This is a genomic window from Kutzneria chonburiensis, from assembly GCF_028622115.1.
GTDB classification, from domain to species: Bacteria; Actinomycetota; Actinomycetes; order Mycobacteriales; family Pseudonocardiaceae; genus Kutzneria; species Kutzneria chonburiensis.
On record NZ_CP097263.1, the window covers coordinates 10,021,281 to 10,041,468 of the forward strand.

The 20,188-nt window shown below is 69.1% G+C and carries 13 protein-coding genes and 1 tRNA gene; 8 read left to right on the plus strand and 6 right to left on the minus strand.

Annotated elements, in window-relative coordinates:
* Positions 1-42: 42 nt before the first annotated feature.
* Positions 43-3,081, minus strand: a complete 3,039-nt coding sequence (locus tag M3Q35_RS46580; protein ID WP_273939040.1) for an alpha-N-acetylglucosaminidase — start codon at positions 3,079-3,081, stop codon at positions 43-45.
* On the minus strand, positions 3,078-5,213 hold the full coding sequence (locus M3Q35_RS46585; RefSeq protein ID WP_273939041.1) for an NEW3 domain-containing protein: 2,136 nt from the start codon (positions 5,211-5,213) through the stop codon (positions 3,078-3,080). The genes M3Q35_RS46580 and M3Q35_RS46585 overlap by 4 nt, the downstream gene beginning before the upstream one ends.
* A gap of 336 nt (positions 5,214-5,549) precedes the next feature.
* Here M3Q35_RS46585 and M3Q35_RS46590 point away from each other — a divergent pair, with 336 nt between their 5' ends.
* The gene (locus M3Q35_RS46590) at positions 5,550-8,210 is read left to right on the plus strand and encodes a discoidin domain-containing protein (RefSeq protein ID WP_273939042.1); all 2,661 of its coding nucleotides are present in this window, start codon (positions 5,550-5,552) and stop codon (positions 8,208-8,210) included.
* A 75-nt stretch (positions 8,211-8,285) separates the two neighbouring features.
* Here M3Q35_RS46590 and M3Q35_RS46595 read toward each other — a convergent pair whose 3' ends face one another.
* The gene (locus tag M3Q35_RS46595; RefSeq protein WP_273939044.1) at positions 8,286-9,467 is read right to left on the minus strand and encodes a PucR family transcriptional regulator; all 1,182 of its coding nucleotides are present in this window, start codon (positions 9,465-9,467) and stop codon (positions 8,286-8,288) included.
* A 294-nt stretch (positions 9,468-9,761) separates the two neighbouring features.
* Here M3Q35_RS46595 and M3Q35_RS46600 point away from each other — a divergent pair, with 294 nt between their 5' ends.
* A complete protein-coding gene (locus M3Q35_RS46600; RefSeq protein WP_273939045.1) occupies positions 9,762-10,934 on the plus strand; it encodes a serine hydrolase domain-containing protein in 1,173 nt (390 codons plus the stop codon).
* Positions 10,935-11,267: 333 nt separating this feature from the next.
* Here M3Q35_RS46600 and M3Q35_RS46605 read toward each other — a convergent pair.
* Positions 11,268-11,340: transfer RNA gene (locus M3Q35_RS46605), tRNA-Leu, on the minus strand.
* A gap of 166 nt (positions 11,341-11,506) precedes the next feature.
* On the opposite strand from M3Q35_RS46605, the gene M3Q35_RS46610 reads away from it, so the two are divergent.
* Positions 11,507-12,118 (plus strand): ANTAR domain-containing response regulator, encoded by a 612-nt coding sequence (locus M3Q35_RS46610; protein ID WP_043717271.1) that lies wholly within the window; start codon positions 11,507-11,509, stop codon positions 12,116-12,118.
* On the opposite strand, the gene M3Q35_RS46615 is transcribed toward M3Q35_RS46610, so the two are convergent.
* Positions 12,111-13,544, minus strand: a complete 1,434-nt coding sequence (locus M3Q35_RS46615) for a hypothetical protein (RefSeq protein ID WP_273939046.1) — start codon at positions 13,542-13,544, stop codon at positions 12,111-12,113. The two genes, M3Q35_RS46610 and M3Q35_RS46615, sit on opposite strands and share 8 nt — an antisense overlap.
* Positions 13,545-14,170: 626 nt before the next feature.
* Here M3Q35_RS46615 and M3Q35_RS46620 point away from each other — a divergent pair.
* From M3Q35_RS46620 to M3Q35_RS46640, 5 genes are all read left to right on the plus strand, one after another.
* A complete protein-coding gene (locus M3Q35_RS46620; RefSeq protein ID WP_273939049.1) occupies positions 14,171-15,397 on the plus strand; it encodes a branched-chain amino acid ABC transporter substrate-binding protein in 1,227 nt (408 codons plus the stop codon).
* Positions 15,398-15,478: 81 nt separating this feature from the next.
* Positions 15,479-16,396, plus strand: coding sequence for a branched-chain amino acid ABC transporter permease (locus M3Q35_RS46625; protein WP_273939050.1), 918 nt, complete (start codon positions 15,479-15,481; stop codon positions 16,394-16,396).
* Positions 16,393-18,105 (plus strand): branched-chain amino acid ABC transporter permease, encoded by a 1,713-nt coding sequence (locus M3Q35_RS46630; RefSeq protein ID WP_273939052.1) that lies wholly within the window; start codon positions 16,393-16,395, stop codon positions 18,103-18,105. The genes M3Q35_RS46625 and M3Q35_RS46630 overlap by 4 nt, the downstream gene beginning before the upstream one ends.
* On the plus strand, positions 18,102-18,914 hold the full coding sequence (locus tag M3Q35_RS46635) for an ABC transporter ATP-binding protein (RefSeq protein WP_273939053.1): 813 nt from the start codon (positions 18,102-18,104) through the stop codon (positions 18,912-18,914). Before M3Q35_RS46630 ends, M3Q35_RS46635 begins: the two co-directional genes overlap by 4 nt.
* Entirely contained in the window at positions 18,911-19,669 is a 759-nt protein-coding gene (locus M3Q35_RS46640) for an ABC transporter ATP-binding protein (RefSeq protein WP_273939054.1), read from the plus strand. The genes M3Q35_RS46635 and M3Q35_RS46640 overlap by 4 nt, the downstream gene beginning before the upstream one ends.
* A gap of 56 nt (positions 19,670-19,725) precedes the next feature.
* Here M3Q35_RS46640 and M3Q35_RS46645 read toward each other — a convergent pair whose 3' ends face one another.
* A complete protein-coding gene (locus tag M3Q35_RS46645; protein ID WP_273939055.1) occupies positions 19,726-20,184 on the minus strand; it encodes a hotdog fold thioesterase in 459 nt (152 codons plus the stop codon).
* Positions 20,185-20,188: the final 4 nt, after the last annotated feature.

The window sequence follows — 20,188 nt, forward strand, 5'->3', positions numbered from 1 at the left end:
CGCGGATCACCGTGGACTCGAAGGCGCAGCTGACCTCGACCATTACGTGACCGTGAAACCGGAGAAGCGGACCAGGCCCATCGTGGTCGTGCTGGCCGCCTCGGCGAACAGGCCGACGTCCTGCGCCGCACCGCCGCCGGGCACGGTGACGCTACCGACGGTCGTCCACGTCGTGCCGTCGTGTGAGCAGGTGCCGGTGTAGGTTGTCGGGCCGGTGCGAGTGAGCCTCAGCTGGCTGGGTGCGGCGAAGCCGGGTGCGATCACGAGCCCGTCCAGTTCGCCGTCGCCGTTGCCGTCGTAGCTGAGCAGGCATCCGTTGCCTGGTGTCAGGGCGAGCGTGAGGTAGCCGGCCGTGCCGTTCGTGGTGAGGTCGTCGCGGATGACGATGCCGGCTCGCGCCCATGGGCCGGTGTTGGCCTGCGCGGTGACCTCGGTCGTGACCGAGCCTCCGACGGCGAGCGTGGCCGGCCGGTAGATCGTGCCGAACTCGTTGATGCCGCCCCACATGTCCGCGCCGCCGGTGTAGATCGCGAACGAGTTGTCCTTCTGCCCGAACACGCTCGTGGTGAAGGTGACGGTTCGGTACGGCGGCTGGACCGGGGCTGGGATGAGCAGCTCGGCATAGCCCGCGTTGGTCAGGGCTGTTGCGCCGTAGCCGAAGCGCGCCGTCGCGGTGATCGGGATGCGGTCCATCGCGGTCTTGACGACGTACCCGGACGGCACGCGCACGGTGAACGCGGTGTGCGCCGAACCCCCAGTGGCAACATCTCCCAGGTTCACCGGGCCGCCGGTGTCGAATCCGTCCGGCGCCGACAGCGAGACCGTCGTCCGCCTGGCCACACCGGCCACGTTGGTGTTGGCGACGGTGACGTCGACCCTGGACCCGGACACGGCCGCGGTCACGCGGGCGAACATCGGGTCGGCCGCGAGCGTCCGCCACACCCGGCTGGCGACCTGGTGCGTGTCGCCGGTCGGCGTGCTCGGATAGGTGTTGCCGCGACGGTTCCACGCGTCGTTGACGGCGAACCAGTCGACAGTCGTGCCGCGTTCCAGGCTGTCGAAGAACAGGGCCCAGCGGTGGCGGTAATGGTCCCCGACAAGGCCCTGCCAGTCCCGGTTGGCGTAGTCGTGCAGGCCGGCGTCGGACACCGCGCGGTTGCCCCACGCGGTGAGGATGTCGCGGGCGTTGTAGTCCAGCAGCGCCGCCTCGGCCGGCGTGCTCGCCGATCGCCGGGCGTGGTCCAGCCAGGTGCCGACCATGAACCGCGCGTCGGTGCCGAGCAGGTTGTCCTGCAACGTGATCAGGTCCAGCCAGTGGTCGGCCAGTGCCCGGAACCGGGTGCGGTCGCCGGCCAGGAACGCCTCGTTGAGCTGGGGCAGCAGGGTGCGGCCCGCGTTGTCCAGGACCTGGCGGGCGACATCGAGCAGGTCGTATCGGTACGTCGCCTCCCGGCGCAGCGACGGATCGGCGGCCAACAGGCGCCGCAGGGCCAACTGGAGTTGGCCGGGATCGTAGGGCAGGACGCCGGTGACGTAGATGTCCGCGCTGGTGGCGGTCAGGCTCGGCTGAGCGTTGAACAGCGAGTCCGGCGCGGTGTCCACGTTGCCGGTGTTGCCGCTCATGCCGTACGCGGTGGCCAGCAGCAGCTGCCAGGCCGCGTCCGCCTCCGGATCTCGCCGGCCGTACCGGCGGGCCGCGTAGTCGCTGATCCACGCCGGCAGGTCGACCGGCTGGCTGCGCCAGAACATGTCGCTGAGGAAGTCGCCGAGCACGGGGTTGGTGTCGTTGCCCTCCGGCGCGAAGTGCACGCCCGCCAGCGCCCCGCGCCTCGGATCGGCCAGCACGGCCGGCAGCTCGGTGTTGATCGCCGGCAGCCGCCCGTACAGCACCACGGTGCCGCCGGCGTTGGAGATCGTTCCCCAGGTCCACGGCGCGCCCCAGAACGCGTCCAGCTTCGTCCACTGTGGATCGACGTCGGCCTGGAGGTCCAGCACGAACACCGTGCTCAGGTCCAGGCCGGCCATCATCTGCTGGCGGGGGTTTCCCGACCAGGCCTGGAGCATCCACAGCGCGCCGGGACTGGCCGCCTGCATGGCCCGCTGCACCGACGCGCCGGCGGCGGCCAGGTCCAGGTCGCCGACCTGGCCGCCCTCCTGGAAGAAGTCGCCGCCGTAGGCTCGCTGCCCGCCGGGGAACAGCCGGTCCTGTTGCCGGTAGAAGTCGTCGGCCAGCTGCCGATAGAGCGGCTCCACCGGGTTGAGCAGCGACGGCCGGACATAGGCGCCCCAGTTGCCCTGCGGGATGACGTCCACGCCGGGGTGGCGCTGGCCGAAGTCGGTCGGCACGAACCCGAGGAAGCCGGGCACGACCGGCGTGACGCCCAGTTCGCGCATCCGCTCGGCGATTCGGTTGCCGAGCTCGGCCCGCCGGCGCATCAGGTCGAGCGGGATGGGCTCGGCGAAGTTGGACATGTTGTCGAACCACCACCACGGCTGGTGCGCGGGCAGCGGGATCCACGAGCGCGCCTGCTGGTCCGAGTACCCGATGTCCAGCAACAGCTGGTAGTAAGCCAATTCGTGGCCGATGTACATGGGGACATGGGTGTAGCCGCTGGCCGCGAAATAGTCGATCTCCTGCTGCCAGCGGTCCCAGTCCCAGTAGGGCGAGGTGTAGCCGAGCCAGCACACGTTGCCCTGCAAGCGAATCCGGTGCGGCGACGAGAGCGTGATCGGCGTCGCCGGGGCGGGGAGCAGTGCCGGCAGATGGTCGAGTCGGTTGTAGTCCCAGGAGATGTGGCCGTTCGCGACGTGCTTGAGCCACCAGTTGAACGCCGCCGCCTGCGCGATCGGGCTGCTGCCGGCCAGCACGACATGCCCGGGCCGGCCGGAGATCTGGAACCGGTCGAGCCCGTTCGCCGCGGCCGGCAGTGTCCGCAGCTCGAACTGGCCGGCCGCCGGGCCGAGATAGCGTGCGATCATCCCGCGCACGCCGCCCGACGCGGCGTGCGCGGGAAGGCCGTTGGCCGGCCAGGCGAGCGCACCGGCGGCGGCGGCCGCGCGCAGGAACGTTCGGCGCCTCATGCGATCGCCAGCGCGAAGACGTGCAGCATGGACAGGCCGGAGCCGCCGGTCGCGACGGGCAGGGTCACGCTCGCCACCTTCTTCGCCGGATCGATGGGGACGGTGGACCGATAGATGTCCGTGGTGACGCGGGCCGGCGCGGTCCCGGCGACGTTGTGGTACGGCATGCTGACGGCGACGGTCGCGTCGGCCGGCGCGAAGGTCCAGTCCGGCGCGCTCAGCGTGAAGGCCTGGGTGCTGCCGTCGGTGTAGGTGATGGTGCCGGTCCCACCGGCCGGCCCGAAGCCCGCGGTGGCAAGGAAACCGAGCGTGCCACCGCTGCCGCTGAGGTTGATGATCTGTCCATTCGCGACGACGTTGTTCGGTTGGCCGGGCGCGGCGGACGGCCAGGTGAAGACGAGGCCACCGCTGCTGACCGTGCCCCCGGCGGCGACTCCGGCGGCGGCCAGTGCCTTGGCGGAGAAGGTCTCGCCGTAGTTGTCGATCGCCGGACCGAGGTTCGGCGGATTCGTGTTGTTGTCGTCGGTGACGCCGACATTGCCGAACGCAGCGGCCAGCGACGGATACGGCACCACGGTCGTCGCGGTCGCCTGGCCGGCGAGCGACTGTCGTCCGCCAAGGGTGCGGTAGGACGTCTGGACGGTGAGCGTCGTGTACGTGGTGCCGGGCGGCTGCGGCGCGGGGATCGCTGTCAGGGTGACCGATTGCGTGTGCCCGGGCAGAATGCTCGGGATCCGCTGTGTCGCCGGCCGCACCGTCCAGCCGGGCGGCGCCGACAGGCCGACCGTGACGTCCGAGATGGCGCTGGATCCGTTGTTCTGGATGCCGATGGTGACCCGCGTGCCGCTGACATCCGGGACGATCGCGACCGACGGCGGTGGCCACGATGCCTTCGAGCGGTGCACACGGTAGAGCGCGACGCCGTGCGCCGGCACGTCCGCGGAGATCGTGCCGGTGGTCTCGGTCGTCTGGTGCGACCACAGGTCGGTCAGCCGGTAGCCGCCGGCATTGCCCGCACTGGTCGAGATGTTCCGCGCGGTCGCGGACTTGTTGAACAACGCGATCGCGGCGTCGCCATTGGCGAGTGGTTTGGCCAGCACGTCCGCGTCGGCGTCGCTGTGCACGATCGTGCCCTGTGCCCCCAACGGGTCCTGGTCCACGGCGAGCACGTCCTGGTTGGACAGCATGGCGATCGTCTGCGGCGACAGCGAGCCGAGATCCGCGGACAGCAGCAGCGGCGACGCCAACTCGGCCCAGAGCGAGAACTGGCTCTGCTGCTCGGTCGGTGTGGTGCCGGCGGTGCCGGCCAGCAGCATGTCCGCGTCGTTCCAGCGACCGGGCCCGGCGTGGGCGGCCAGGCCGGGTGTGTTGTCCTCGCGGTAGTTGGTGAGAATGCTGGACCAGCTGGGCTGGATGTCGTCGCCGAACCGCCACAGGTTCCCGGTGTCGCCGACCCACGACATGATGTCGGTGAAGTTCGGCCCGGTGCAACAGAAGTACGCCGGCGCGGACTCGGAGAACACGATCGGCCGGTGGGTGCTCAGCAGCGCCCGGCTCACCTCGGCATAGACGATCTTCGCCACCTGCGCCGGGCTGTCCCCGGGATACTGGTCGGTCGGCTGGTTGCAGTAGTCCAGCTTGAGGAAGTCCACGCCCCACGAGGCGAACGTGTCGGCGTCCTGCTGGATGTGGCCGTACATGCCGGGGAAGCCGCCGCAGGTGCGGTAGCCGCCGTCCTGGTAGATGCCGAACTTCAGGCCCAGTCGGTGCACCTGGCCGGCCAGCCACCCGATGCCGTGCGGGAAGGTGGCCGGATTCGCTTGCAGGACACCGTCGGCGTCGCGCTGCGACGCCATCCAGCAGTCGTCGACATTGACGTAGTTGTAGCCGTGCCGGGCCAGGCCGGTGGTGACCAGCGCCGTCGCGTTGGACAGGATCGTCTGCTCGGTGATGTCGCAGCGGTAGTGCTGCCAGTCGTTGAAACCCATCGGCGGCGTGAGCGCCAATCCGTTGTAGGACGGCGGTTCGGCTGTCGCCGGCGGCTGGAGGCCCGGCATGAGCACCGACAGCGCGATCGCCACGGCCGACGCCAGACGCCATCGAACGCCGGCCGGCATGCTGCCATTGGCCACTGCTTCCTCCCCAAGTCGAGCGGCGGCGGCGGCGGACCTGTCGAACGCTAGGGATTCTCGTCTTTGGAGACAAGACGCTAACTGCTCGTTCTTGCAATTTTTAGCCGTAAAACAATCATTAACAGTCAACAAGATGGCGTCATATAGGGTGTAACGGACATATCGACGAGTTCCGCTCGCGCATCTTGCCGTACTGGCGGGCCGGGCCATAGCGTCGAGACGCCACGCGATGTGCCCGCCGCCATCGAGTCGTCAACGACGGAGGTTCCCATCGTGCCGCGCGGTGCCGCTCGACTCCTTGTCCTGACAACGACTGTCCTCGCAGTCCTGGCCTCGGTGACCGTCCCGGCGGACGGTGCGGGCACGTCGATCATCACGATCGACGGAACCTCGCCCGGACGCGTCTTCGACGGGGTCGGCGCGCTGTCGGCCGGCGCTTCCTCCCGGCTGCTCGTCGACTACCCGGAACCCGAGCGCGGCCAGATCCTCGACTACCTGTTCACTCCCGGCCATGGCGCGGCTCTCCAGGTCCTGAAGGTGGAGATCGGTGGGGACACCAACTCCACCGACGGCACCGAGCCCAGTCACATGCGCGGCCCCGGCGACCTGAACTGCGATCGTGGCTACGAGTGGTGGCTGATGGAACAGGCCAAGCAGCGCAACCCGAACGTCACACTGTCCGCGCTCGCCTGGGGAACGCCGGGCTGGGTCGGCGGCGGCCAGCAGACCGTGTGGACCGACCGGTTCACCTCGTACCTGTTGTCCTGGCTGGGCTGCGCCGCTCGACATGGACTGCGCATCGACTACCTCGGTGGCTGGAACGAAAAAGGTTTCAACGCCGCCTGGTACGAGAAGTTGCGCGCCGCGCTGGTCCGCAACGGCTACGGCTACATCAAGATCGTCGCCGACGACAGTTTCAACTGGAGTGTCGCGGGCGCGCTGGCCACCGATCCCGCCTTCGCCGCCGCGGTCGATGTGGTTGGCCAGCACTACGTGTGCGGTTATCTCACCGCCTACACCAGCTGTCCCAGTCCTTCGACCGCACAGCAGCTGAACAAACCGTTGTGGGCCAGCGAGCAGGGCTCGCAGCCGTACGACACCGGCGCCGCGCCGCTGGCCCGCGCGCTCAACCGGCAGTACATCGACGGCCGGATTACCGGCGCCGTCAACTGGTCGCTGGAATGGTCGGCCTATCAGGGACTGCCCTTCGCCGGCGACGGGCTGTTGCTGGCCAACGAACCCTGGTCCGGCCACTACACCGTCGGACCCAGCGTGTGGGCGACCGCGCACACCACCCAGTTCACCCAGCCTGGTTGGCGCTACCTGGACAGCGGCAGCACCCGCATCCCCGGCGGCAGCGTGGTCAGCCTCCGCTCACCCGTCAGCGCCGACTGGAGCAGCATCGCGGAAACGCTGGACGCCACCACGCCCCAGCAGGTCACGTTCTCGATTGCGGGCGGCCTGTCCACCGGAGCCGTCCACGTCTGGTCGTCCACTATGGACTCCGCCAGGCCCTCGGACTGGTTCGTCCGCCAGCCGGACATCCGCCCGAACCACGGCGCCTTCACCGTCACCCTGCAACCTGGTCGCGTGTACTCGTTCACCACGACGAACGGTCAGGGCCGAGGAGCAGCGGCCTCGCCGCCCGCCTCCGCCTGGCGACTGCCCTATGTGGACGATTTCGGCCGCTATCCGACGGACGCCACCCCACGGTACTTCTCAGATCTCGGCGGCACTTTCGCCACCGCGCCGTGCACGGGCCGGCCCGGTATGTGCCTGCGGTCCGCCGTGGATCAGCAGCCGGTGCAGTGGAACAACCTGGACAACCACCCGCTGACCGTGATCGGCGACCCGACGAACTGGCACGACTACGACGTCGGTGTGGACGCGCGGCTGGACCAGGCCGGCAGTGTGGACCTCGGCGCCCGGGTGGTCAACGGCGTCTCCGGCTATCACCTCACCGCCGGCAGCGACGGCCACTGGACGCTGACCAGGGTCGCACCGGATGGCGCCGTCAGCACACTGGCCAGTGGCTCCACGGACTTCCCGGTCGGCGCCTGGCACCACGTGTCCCTGCGGGTCCGGCAGATCGAGGTCACCGCCGCCGTCGACGGCCGTCCGCTGGCCACCGTCGGCGACGACGTCGACACCGCCGGACAGGTGTCCCTCGGCGTGTCCAACTACCAGCACGCCGAGTTCGCCAACCTCACCGTCACCCCGGACCTTGGCGTCGCGACCAGGCTGTCCGTCGCCAACATCTCGCCCTCCCCGGTCTACCTGGCCGCGCCAGGGGACCAGACCGTCGTGAGTGCGCAGGTGAGCAATCCCGGTCCGGTACCGGCGACCGCGATCACGCTGGCGCCGCGCGTCCCGTCCGGTTGGACCGTTGTCCAGGTCCAGTCCGGACCGACCACGCTGGCCCCGGGCCAGACCGGCACCTGGCGCTGGCGGATCGGCTCGCCGTCCGATGTCATGCCGGACAGCTACCCCGGCGCAGTGACACTGAACTATCGATCCGGCGGCCAGGTTGGCGCAGGGGCAAGAGATTTGCCGCTCTACGTCGGCATGGTCCCGCAGTCCGCCATGACCGCCACCGCCGACAGCGCGCAGGAGCCCGGCTATGAAGCCAAATCCGCGATCGACGGCGACCGGACCACCATGTGGCATTCCGCATGGTCGCCCTACCAGCCACCTCCGCACGAGCTGACCCAGGACCTCGGCGGCGGATATCAGGTGACCGGCCTGCGGTACGTACCTCGCCAGGACGGCAACCCGAACGGCATAGTCACCTCCTACGCGGTTGAGGTCAGCATGGACGGCACGACCTTCACACCGGTGGCAACCGGAAGTTGGGCGGCCGACGACAGCACCAAGTCCGCCGTCTTCCCCGCCCGGGCCGCCCGGTACGTGCGGCTTCGAGCCCTGGCCGGTGTGAACGGCTACACCGCCGCCGCCGAGATCAACGTTTTCGGGAAACCGAGCCATGGAGAACGGTGAGTACACCGACCACCGGCTGGGGTTCGCAGAGGTCACCGTTCCGCCAGGCGCTCGGTTGGTTCGCGCGGCAGGATGTCAGTGCTGGAGGCGAAGCTGGAGCCAGCAGGAGAGTCGATCGTCGGGGTGGCCGAGCAGGTCGACGCCGAACAGGTCGCAGACACGGCGGAGCCGGTACTTGAGGGTATTGGGATGCACGGTCAGGCTCCGCGCTGCCTCGCCGATGTTGCCGGCGGCGTCCAGCCAAGCGACCACTGACGCCGCATAGTGCGTGCGGCGGGTGCGATCGTGCTTGAGCATCGCTTCGATTCCCGGGTGGCGCAGCGCGGGGTGGCGTGCCAGCTCGTCGGAGAAGTGCATGAGCAGCACCCTGGCGTGGACGTCACCGAGCGCGGTGACCGGCCGACTATCAGGATCGGCGGTGATCACCCGCAGGATGTCGTCCACTTCGGCACGCAACGTGGGCACCTCGGTGGCCGCGGTGGCCGTACGGCTCTGCGCGCAGCGCACGGGCGCATCCAGAGTTCTGTCGAGGGCGGCCACGGCCTGCTCGGCGAGGCGGCGTGCGGTGGCCGGTGGATTGTTGGGCAACAGGATGTACACGGTGCGGTTGATCGTGGCCGTGGCCGCCTCCGCGGACACCGCTGCCCAGTGCCGAGTTGCGGCGGTACTCAGCCATGCGTCCGACTCTCCGTTCGGCGACGCGAGGCCGAGCAGGGTCAGCCGCGGCGGGTCGGGCAGGCCGAGCCGGGCACGCGCCTCGCCGATGGTGACTTCGCCCGTCAGCAGGCCGCGCAGCGCGTTCTCACGGATCCGCCGGTCAAGCTCGGCAGCGCCCCACTGGCGCAGCAGGTGCGTCGCGGCCAGCCGGGCGCCGTCGAGCAGTGCGGCTTCGCCGGCCGCGTCCATCGGCGTGGCGCCTTCGATCGCCCAGATCGTGCCCAATGGCCGTTCGCCGGCACGGATCGCCACGGCCGCGCGCGGCAGTTCGTCCTCGGCCAGGATGGGCAGCCGCACGACTCCAGTGGCCGCCAGGACCTGCCGGTACTGCTCGAAGTGCTCGGGCTGGTCAGGGACGCGGCGATCGAGGATTCCTCGGCGGCGCAGTTCGTCGATGCGCTGCTCGGGGATCGAGGAGTAGGCGAGCACTCGGTTGTCGAGGTCCTCAATGGACACGGAACCGCCGATCACGGCCGCCACGGCGTCGGCAAGGGCGTACAGCTCCTCGCAGGTGCCGCCGACGTTTGGCGATGCCGTCATCCGCACCGACGAAGTGTAGGCGATTTCGCCAACGACGCGCCATTGAGCGAAAACCAGAATTGCAGGACCGCGGGACCGGAAGGAAGCCGGACCGGGGTGAGCACCCTTGCCGTGTTGCCCGACTTCACCGTGCCAGCTGACATCTCGGCCACCAACCGCAACCACATCGGCGACATGAGCCGGCCTCGACGTCCGCGCGGAGTTCCGGCCGGACCGGGCAGCGGCGACAATCAACCTCGGGAAGGAACCATGAGTCACAGGATCTGGCATCGCGTTCTAGCTCTGGTTGTCGGAATGGCCACCGTGCTGTCCACGTCCACGGCCGCCGCGGCGGGTCAGGGCACTGGGAGAAAGCTGGACGAGGCGCTGGAACGGGCCGCGTCGAAGTTCGGTGACATCGGTGCGCAGGCTGTGGTGATCCGCAACGGCCGAGTGATGTGGTCGGGCAACCGTGGCAAGGCGACCATCGACCCGGCGACGCCGGTCACGGACCGCACACTGTTCTCGTACGCCAGCCTCGGCAAGATGTTGTTCGCGACATTCGTGTTGCACCAGGCCGAGAACGGGGTGCTCGACCTCGACAAGCCGATCTCCACCTACATCGGCGACGAGGTGGCGGGTTCACGGGTCGTCACAACCCGGATGTTGCTGACGCACACCGCGGGTTACCCGGACCTGTACGGGGATCCGGCCACGGCGCCGCTGTTCCCGCCCGGCGACCGGTACGACCCCAACCGGCCGTACACGTTCGAGATGCTGAACGCCGGCATCCGCCAACCGGTCGATCCCGGCAGGCGCTTTGAGTACTCCAACACCGGCTACATCATCCTGGGGCACGTCCTGGCCAAGATCTCCGGCGGTGACCGGGCATTGGAGTGTGCCTACCGGGATTTCGTCCGGCGGGCAGGCACTGCGTGGGTGCCGGTGACCGACGACGTCCTCACCATCAAGCGCACACAGGGCGCCTTCAGTCGCTTCGCGCACGGCTATGACCGCCTCGACGACGGGAACCTGGCGGACACCTTCACCCGGTACGGCGCGAAGGGCATCCCGACCGACCTGTACGGCCTGCCGTTCACCGACGGCGCGCTGGCCGGAACCGCGACCGGCCCGGGTCTGGTACTCGACGCGTTGTTCGTCCGCGGCACCATGCTCCGGCCGGACACCGTGCGAATGATGGTCACGCCATCACCGCAGTCACGCCAGAACCCGGATCCGGAGTCCGGCACGTACGGGATGGGCACCTTCCAGACCAAGGCTGCGGGACACACCTGGCAAGGCCACGCCGGCAGCTACGGCGGATTCATGTCGATGGCCGCGACCGACGTCGACCGCGGCATCACGATCGCCGTCGTCGTCAACGAGACGTCGTCGGCAAATCCGGCGACCGTGATCTGGCAGGCGTTGGCCGAGGCCGCTACCCCCGGCGCGGGAGCGGCTGCAACGGGCGGTGGCGGACGTGAGTGACCCGGGCGATCCGTTCACCAAGGCGCTGCGCGGCACCTACAACGAGCTCCACGGCGAAAAGACGGCGGTGTTGGCGGCCATCACTGACCTCGACAAGGCCGATGAGGGCGAAACCGGTCGTTCGAGCGTTGCCGGCTTCGTATTGCTCGACTCGCTGCCGTTCCTGGCGCTGAAACCGAGCGATGCGCCGGAGGCGTTGCTGAGGCGGTTGTTCGAGGTCAGCCACCTGGGCGTACCCGAGATCGCCGAAACAGCGGAAAGGCTGACCACCGTGCTCGAAACGCAAGAAACGCCTGCTCAGGGAGCAGGCGTGGCTTGTGTGGATGCGGTATGTGCCCCCGGTCAGATTCGAACTGACACTGGACGGGTTTTGAATCCGTTGCCTCTGCCGTTGGGCTACGGGGGCCTGTTGCGGAGATGCATGACTCTACGCGACGGGGCGAGGGGGTTCCCGGGCGGGGGTGTCGGGCTGATCACGCGGCTGGGGCGGGTGGTGGGCGCGCACACTGAGTAAACTGCGGTTTCGGTCCACTCGTCAGGGTGGATTCCAGCGATCGCACAGGAGGACCGCGGTGACCCAGCCGGCTGCCGAGGCCCAGACGCAGGCTGCTGCCCCGCAGCGTCGGGTGCTCGTCGCGGAGGACGAGGCGCTGATCCGGCTCGACCTGGTGGAGATGCTCCGCGAGGAGGGCTACCAGGTGGTCGGCGAGGCGGGTGACGGCGAAGAGGCCGTGAAGCTCGCCGGGGATCTGCGACCTGACCTGGTGATTCTTGACGTGAAGATGCCGAAGATGGACGGCATCGAAGCCGCCTCGGTGATCGCCAAGGAGCGGATCGCCCCGGTGGTGATCCTGACGGCGTTCAGCCAGCGGGACCTGGTGGAGCGGGCCCGCGACGCGGGGGCGATGGCGTACCTGGTGAAGCCGTTCGCGAAGCGGGACCTGGTGCCGGCGGTCGAACTGGCGATGAGCCGGTTCTCCGAACTCCAGGCGCTGGAGAACGAGGTGGCCAGCCTCACGGACCGGCTGGAGACCCGCAAGGTGATCGAGCGGGCCAAGGGGCTGCTGATGAGCGCTCAGGGCCTGACCGAGCCGGAGGCGTTCCGCTGGATCCAGCGCACGGCGATGGACCGCCGCACGACGATGAAGGCGGTCGCGGAGGCCGTGGTCGACAGCATCAAGTGACGGTGACGTCCTTGAGCACGGACGTGGGCAACACGCCCCCGTCGGCGGGATAGAGCCGAACGTCGAAGGAGTGGGCCCCGCGGGCGAGGCTGCCGGCGCTGAACACGACGGTGTACCGCCCGCCGAGCCCGACTCCGCCGCTGTCGGTTGGCTGCCCGCAGACGAGCTTGCCGTCGAGCCACACCTCGAACCCGGCGACGCCGGCGACCTCCTTGGAGTACCGGCCGTCGAGGAACACGTCGAGCACGACGCGCCCGCTGTCCTGGCTCTCGTCGACGACGATCCGCGGCAGCTGCACGTCGGCGGGGGCGGCGGGCAGGTCGGCCGGGGCGATGCCGGGCACGGGCGAGGTGTGGTGGATCTCGAGGTAGCTCTCGACGATGGTGGCCTCGCCGCCGGACGACCGCAGCACGTACGGGCTGAGCTGCTCGGGCCCGGCCAGCCCCAACAACGCGGCGGGCATGTCGGCGTAGACGGTGGTGACGGAGCCGGCCGGCACGGGACCGGGCACGGCCTGCACGAGGGGATAGGTGGCGTCGCCGAGCTGCACGGCCAAGCCGCCGACGGTCAAGCCGTCGCCGGCCTTCACGGTGGCGATGTACCGGGCGGAAACGGTGCCCACCAAGGGTTTCCGGGAAATCCCGATGCCGGGGGCGGTCTCGCCGGGGGACAGCGCCCGCAGGGTGGCGGGCACCAGCGACACCTCGCTGACCGCCGGCACGTCCGAGGTCGGCCCGGAGAAGCCGGCGCCGCCGACGAACACCCGGGACTTGAGCCCGGCCGGCCCCTGGAATCCGTACAGCACCGACGCCGACCGCCAGGACGGCACGATGCCGCCGAAGCCGATTTCCCGGCCATCTTGTAAGACGGTAATACCGTCAGCGCGGAATACGACCTCGAACAGATGGGGCACGCCGACCCCGCGCGGCGAAACGGCATCGGTGCGACTGCCGCCGACCCGGGGAACGTCGTCGGCGGCCATCACCCGGGCGCCCTGATCGTCCACGACGATCTGCACGGTTCCCGGCGGCAGCGTCGACCCGACCCGATCGACGGGACCGGGACTGAGATCGACGGTCAGTTGGCCGCCGGGCCCGGCGGCATCGGTCACGACGGCTATTCGGCCCAATTCCCCATTCGAGGCAAGCTCTATGCGCGAACGGGCACGCAACACCGCCTGATCGGCGCCGCATTCCAGCCCGATGACGAGCCCGCCGGCCCCGCTACCTGCGTCGACACAGCCCGGGTAGCCGGACAGGTGCCAGCGCCGAGTCAGCGTCGAGACATCGGAGAAGTCGTCGAACACGCCGGTCAGCGGCTTTTTCCACGAGTTGTCGGGAGTAACCGACGGGCTCCCGGTGGCCGTCGCCGGGTTGGACCGCTTGCCGTAAGCATCCACGGCCCGCACTTCGATCGTGTAGGACACGCCTGTCCGAAGTCCACCGAGCCGGACTTCGGGCTGTATGGTCAGCAATGTGTGGTCCAGTACGCCCCCGTGGCGCCAGGTCACCTCGTACCCCGATGCCCCGGCATCGGTCCAGTCGGCGCGCAGCGCGCCGACTTCTGAAGTCAACCGCAGGTCGGACGGCGTCACCGGTCCGCTGATTGGTTGTGGTACGAGAACGTTACGGTTGGTGAATCGGTCAACCCGCCGGATCTCCGAATTCGGGGCGGGTGGTGTGTTTTGGGGTTGCTGAACCTCACGTAGCACCACACCCGCGCTGACCAGCAGAAGGATGGCTCCCAGCGGCACAAGCAGGCGTTTCGTCGGGACCATTCGGGCATGGTAGGCGGGCCTGTCGGGACGGAGATAGCTCCGTTGCCGAGTTGAAATCGGTATTTACGCTAGAAGCGCTAACGTAAACAGTTGTGGCGTTGTGCGTCGGTATGGCAACGGAGGGTTCTCGCAACGTTGCGGTCTGGTCACGGAAACGTCCGCCGCGATGACTGTGGTGCGCTTCATCGCCTAACTTCCGCGCAACCCCCAAATCAGGCGGGGTCAAGCGGCACGTGCGTATCACACGGTCGCGCAGCTCGGAGAAGGGACGTCACGTGCGTAACCGGACGGTGAAGGCCGCGGTGGTGGTCATGGCCGGCGCTTTGGCGCTGGCAGCCTGCGGCACGAACAAGACCGAGAGCGGCGGAGGCGGCTCCGCCAGCTGCGACACGAGCAAGGGCACGCTCACGATCGGCGTGATCGCCCCGCTGACCGGCAACCTGTCGGCGTTGGGCCTGGGCATCCAGCACTCCGCCGAGCTCGCCGTGGCCGAGGCCAACGACAAGTGCACGGTCAAGGGCTACAAGCTGACCGTGGACCCGGAGGACGACCAGGCGACGCCGCAGGTCGGCGCGCAGGCCGCCACCAAGCTGTCCTCGGACTCCAACGTGGTCGGCGTGGTCGGCACGCTGAACTCCTCGGTGGCCCAGACGGTGCAGCCGATCCTGTCGGGCAAGAAGGTCCCGCAGATCTCGCCGGCCAACACCAACCCGTCCCTGACCAAGGGCACGGACCTGAGCAACCCGAAGCGCCAGTTCCCGAGCTACTTCCGGGTCTGCACCACGGACAACTACCAGGGCCCTGACGCGGCCGACTACCTGGTGAAGAAGGCCGGCAAGAAGAAGATCGCCATCATCCAGGACGGCAAGACCTACGGTGCCGGCCTGGCCGCCGCGTTCTCCGAGCGGGCGACCACCGACGGCGCCACCATCGTCGACAAGGAGCAGGTCGGCGAGAAGGACACCGACTTCTCCGGCGTGCTGACCAAGGTCAAGGCGGCCGCCCCCGACGCCATCTACTACGGCGGCGAGTACCCGGTGGCCGGCCCGCTGTCCAAGCAGGCGCAGGGCCTCGGCCTCAACGTCCCGGTGATGGGCGGCGACGGCATCTTCGACCCGAAGTTCATCGACCTCGGCGGCAAGGAGGGTGACCTGGCCACCTCGGTCGGCGCCCCGACCGAGTCGCTCGACACCGCCAAGGACTTCGTGAAGGCCTACGCGGCCAAGGGTTACAAGGACCCGTACGCGGCGTACGGCGCCTTCTCCTACGACGCGGCCAACGCGATCATCGCCAGCCTGGCCACGACCCTGGGCGACAGCGGCACCTGGGCCGACGGCCAGCGCGACAAGCTGATCAGCAACATCGGCTCGTACAAGGGCAACGGCGCGACCGGCGCGGTGGCGTTCGACCAGTACGGCGACAGCACCAACAAGGTCCTGACGGTGTACCAGGTCACCGGCAAGGAGTGGAAGGCAGTCCAGACGGGTCCGTTCGAGGGCTGACCGCTCTACTGACATGAGCACGGTTTCGGCGGGGGTGGGTGCCTCACAAGGGCCTCGCCCCCGCCGTCTATGGAGGTAGCAGTGGGAACCCTGTTGCAACAGATAGCCAACGGGCTCATCTTCGGCGGTTTGATCGCCATGGTGGCCCTGGGCTACACGATGGTCTACGGGATCATCCAGCTCATCAACTTCGCGCACGGCGAGGTCTTCATGACCGGCGCCTTCGGCGGCCTGTTCACCTACACCTACATCCTGCCCGCCGCGGCCCAGCAGATCTGGTACGTGGCCCTGCCGGCGATGTTGGTCGGCGGCATGATCACCTCGCTGGTGATCGCCCTGCTGATGGAGCGCTTCGCCTATCGGCCGCTGCGCAACGCGCCCCGGCTGGCGCCGCTGATCACGGCACTCGGCGTGTCGGTGCTGCTCCAGGAAGTGGTCCGGATCTGGTACCCGGGCGCGACCTCGGCGATCCCGTTCCCGAGCCTGCTCGACTCGGTGCCGCTGCACCTCGGTCCGATCACCCTCAAGCCGAGCGGCCTGCTGATGCTGGTCGTGTCGCTGGTGCTGACGGTTGTCCTGCAGACTTACGTCAGCCGGTCCCGGATGGGCCGCGCGATGCGGGCCACCGCGCAGGACCCGGACACCGCCCGGCTGATGGGCATCAACCCGGACCGCGTGATCGTGCTGACCTTCGCCATCGGCGCGGTGCTGGCCGGTGTCGGCGGCGTGCTGTACGGCAGCTACATCAACGCCGTGGACAACCTCATCGGCTTCCAGAACGGCTTGTTCGCCTTCGCCGCGGCCGTGCTCGGCGGCATCGGCAGCATCCGCGGCGCGGTCATCGGCGCGTTCATCATCGGCCTGATCAAGAACCTGGCCGACATCTACCTGCCCGGCGGCACCGCGTACGACTACGTGTGGATCTTCATCCTGCTCATCGCGGTGCTGGTGTTCCGGCCGCAGGGTCTGTTCGGCGAGGCGGAAAGGGTGCGGGCATGAAAACGCTGGCTCGACCGCTCATCATCGTCGGCGCGATCGTCATCATCATCGGCGCGCTGCTGCCGTGGGCCACCTTCGTGCTCAACGACGGCGCCTACCCGGACAAGGCGTCGCTGGAGTTCTTCGACGCCCCGTTCGGACTCAGCTCGTTCCGGCTGTACCTGGAGATCCTCGGCCTTGCCGCGCTGGTCTTCGCCTTCGTGCCGCTGCACGACCGGGTCCGCGTGCTCAAGTCCGTCGGCTGGGGCGCGGCCGGCATCGCCGTGATCAACACGCTGTTCATCATCGGCGACGGCGGCGGCCTCGGCGCCGTCACGGCGGCCGACGGCCACTCGGCGTTCGGCGGCCTGGCCGCGGTCGTCGGCGCGGCACTGGTGCTGGTCGGCGTCTACCAGCTGCCGAAGCAGCGGCTGGCGGTGATCAAGCCGAGGCTGCCGTTCTGGGCCGAGTGGCTGGTCCTGGTGGTGGCGTTCGTGGCGATGCTGTTCCTGATCACCGAGACGCTCACCGCAGGCGGCCACAGCGGCGTGTCCGACCCGTACATCGGCCCGCTGTTCCTGTCCTACCTCTGCGCGGCCGGCGCGCTGCTCGGCGTGCTGTACGCCTTCGGCGTCACCAAGTGGATCTCGGACCTGTCCGAGCGCCACCGCATCTTCAGCATCGTCGTGCTGGTGCTGTGCGCGGTGGCCGTGCCGCTCACCTCGGTCGGCAACGACTACTGGATGACCATCACCGCCAACATCGGTGTGTACGCGGCGACGGCCATCGGCCTGAACATCGTGGTCGGCCTGGCCGGCCTGCTCGACCTCGGCTACGTCGCGTTCATGGGCATCGGCGCGTTCGTCGCGGCCAACCTGTCCGGCGCGGTCGCCGCCGAGTTCGGCATCCGGCTGCCGTTCCTGCTCGCCGCGATCATCGCCGGCATCGTGGCCGGCCTGTTCGGCGCGGTCGTCGGCTCGCCGACGCTGCGGGTCCGCGGCGACTACCTGGCCATCGTCACGCTGGCCTTCGGTGAGATCTTCGTCCGGGTCTCGCAGAACAACATCGGCGGCCTGACCGGCGGCTCCAACGCCATCCCGAACATCCCGGACCTGACCCTGTTCGGGGCCGCGTTCAACGACCCGCTCACCATCGGCGGCATCCAGCTGCCCGGCGGTGTCCTGTACTACTTCCTGATCGTGCTGCTGGTCGCGCTGGTGATGTTCGTCTTCGGCAACCTGAAGAACAGCCGCATCGGCCGGGCCTGGATCGCCATCCGCGAGGACGAGGACGTGGCCCGCGCGATGGGCGTGAAGACCGGGAAGCTCAAGATCCTGGCCTTCATGACCGGCGCCACGACTGCCGGCCTGGCCGGCGCGGTGTTCGCGCACAAGCTGGCCACCGCCTCGTACGACAGCTTCCAGTTCAACTGGTCGGTCACGCTGCTGGCCGCGGTCATCCTCGGCGGCATGGGCACGATCCCCGGCGCGGTGCTCGGAGCCGCGCTGCTGACCGTGCTGCCGGAGGAGCTGCGCCAGTTCCAGAACTACCGGCTGCTGGTCTTCGGCCTGGCGCTGGTCGTGATCATGCGGTTCCGGCCGCAGGGCCTGATCGCCGACCGGCACCGTCGGGCCGAGCTGGCCGACGAGGACGTGACCGGCGAGTCACTGGACGACACGGCGATCAAGGGTTCGGTCGCGGTCGCGGGAGTCAAGGAGGCCGGCGCATGAGCACCCCGGTGTTGCAGGCACGGGACGTGTCCATGATCTTCGGCGGCCTGGCCGCGCTGCGGAACGTGTCCCTCAGCCTGGACGAGGGCAAGATCCACGGCTTGATCGGGCCGAACGGCGCCGGCAAGACGACCTTCTTCAACTGCCTGACCGGCCTGTACACGCCGACCACCGGGCAGGTGCTGCTCAAGGGCGCCGTGCTGCCCGGCGACCCGGCGGCGGTCACCGACGCCGGCGTGGCCCGGACGTTCCAGAACATCCGGCTGTTCCCCAGCATGACCGTGCTGGAGAACGTGTTGCTGGGCCGGCACGTGCGGATGAAGCAGGGTCCGCTGTCGTCGCTGTTCCACGGGCCGGCGTTCCGCCGCGGCGAGGCCGCCGCGCGGGACCGGGCCCGTGAGCTGCTGGCCTTCGTCGGACTGAGCCGGGTCGAGGACGAGCTGTCCCGCAACCTGCCCTACGGCGACCAGCGGCGGCTGGAGATCGCCCGCGCGCTGGCCACCGATCCGGCGGTGCTGCTGCTGGACGAGCCGACCGCCGGCATGAACCCGCAGGAGACCGAGGCGGCCCGCCAGCTGATCTTCCGGATCCGCGACACGGGCGTGTCGGTCGTGGTCATCGAGCACGACACGAAGTTCATCTTCACGTTGTGCGACCGGGTTTCCGTGCTGGTGCAGGGCGAGCTGCTGATCGAGGGCACGCCGGACGAGGTGCGCGGCGACCCCCGCGTCGTCGAGGCGTACCTGGGCAAGCCGCCCGAGGAAGTCGAGGCCGAGCTGCAGGCCGTGCAGGAGGGAGACACGCCGTGAGTGAGTCGACCGCGGCGCCTTCGGCGACCGCCACCACCCACACCCGTCCGCTGCTGGAGGTCCGTGGCCTCTCGGTGGCGTACGGAGCGATCGAGGCCATCCGGGACATCAACTTCTCGGTGCAGGCCGGGCAGATCGTCAGCCTCATCGGTGCCAACGGCGCCGGCAAGACCACCACGCTGCGCACGATTTCCGGGCTGCTGCGGCCCAAGCGCGGCGAGATCACGTTCGAGGGCCGGCCGATCCACACCCAGCCGGCGCACGCCATCCTGGGCATGGGCGTGGCCCACTGCCCGGAGGGACGGCGGCTCTTCCCGCGGATGACCGTGGAGGAGAACCTGCTGCTGGGCGCGTACACCCGGTCCGACGACGGGGTGTCCGAGGACATGGAGCGGGTGTACGAGCTGTTCCCGGTGCTCGGTGAGCGCCGGGGCAACAAGGCCGGCCTGTTCTCCGGCGGCGAGCAGCAGATGCTGGCCATCGGCCGGGCGATGATGTCCCGGCCGCGGCTGCTGATGCTGGACGAGCCGTCGATGGGCCTGTCGCCGATCATGACCCAGCGCATCTTCGACACCATCCGCAACCTGCGCGACCTGGGCACCACGGTGCTGCTGGTCGAGCAGAACGCGCTGGCCGCGCTGGCCCAGTCCGACTACGCCTACGTGGTCGACCTCGGCCACACCACGCTGGAGGGCACCGGCCACGAACTCCTGGCCGACCAGCGAGTCCGCGACGCCTACCTCGGCGAAAGCTGACTTCTCACCCCCGCGAGTCCCGCCCACAGTCACACCGAATGTGTGAAACCGATTCATCAATTCGGTGTGACGCTGGGCGGGACTCGCGGGGGTTTCGCGCCGGTTTTGGCGCGGATGGCGCAGGTGAGGCGGGCGGTGCAGATCCGCTTGCCGGCCTCGTCGGTGATCACGATCTCGAACGAGGACATGGTCTTGCCGACGTGCAGCGGAGTGGCGACGCCGGTGACCAGGCCGGCCACCGCGCCCCGGTGGTGCGTGCACGACAGCTCGACGCCCATGGCGATCAGCCCGTGGTCGGCGGCGTGCATGGCGGCGGCGATGGAACCAAGGGTCTCGGCCAGCACGGCATTGGCGCCGCCGTGCAGCAGCCCGTACGGCTGGCGGTTGCCGGCCACCGGCATGGTGCCGACCAGCCGGTCACGGTCCCATTCGGTGATCTCGATACCCATCTTGGCCGGCAGCTGCTCGGGCAGCGCCGCGAGCTCCTCCGAGCGGGCCCGCGCGGTCTCGGTCACCGCC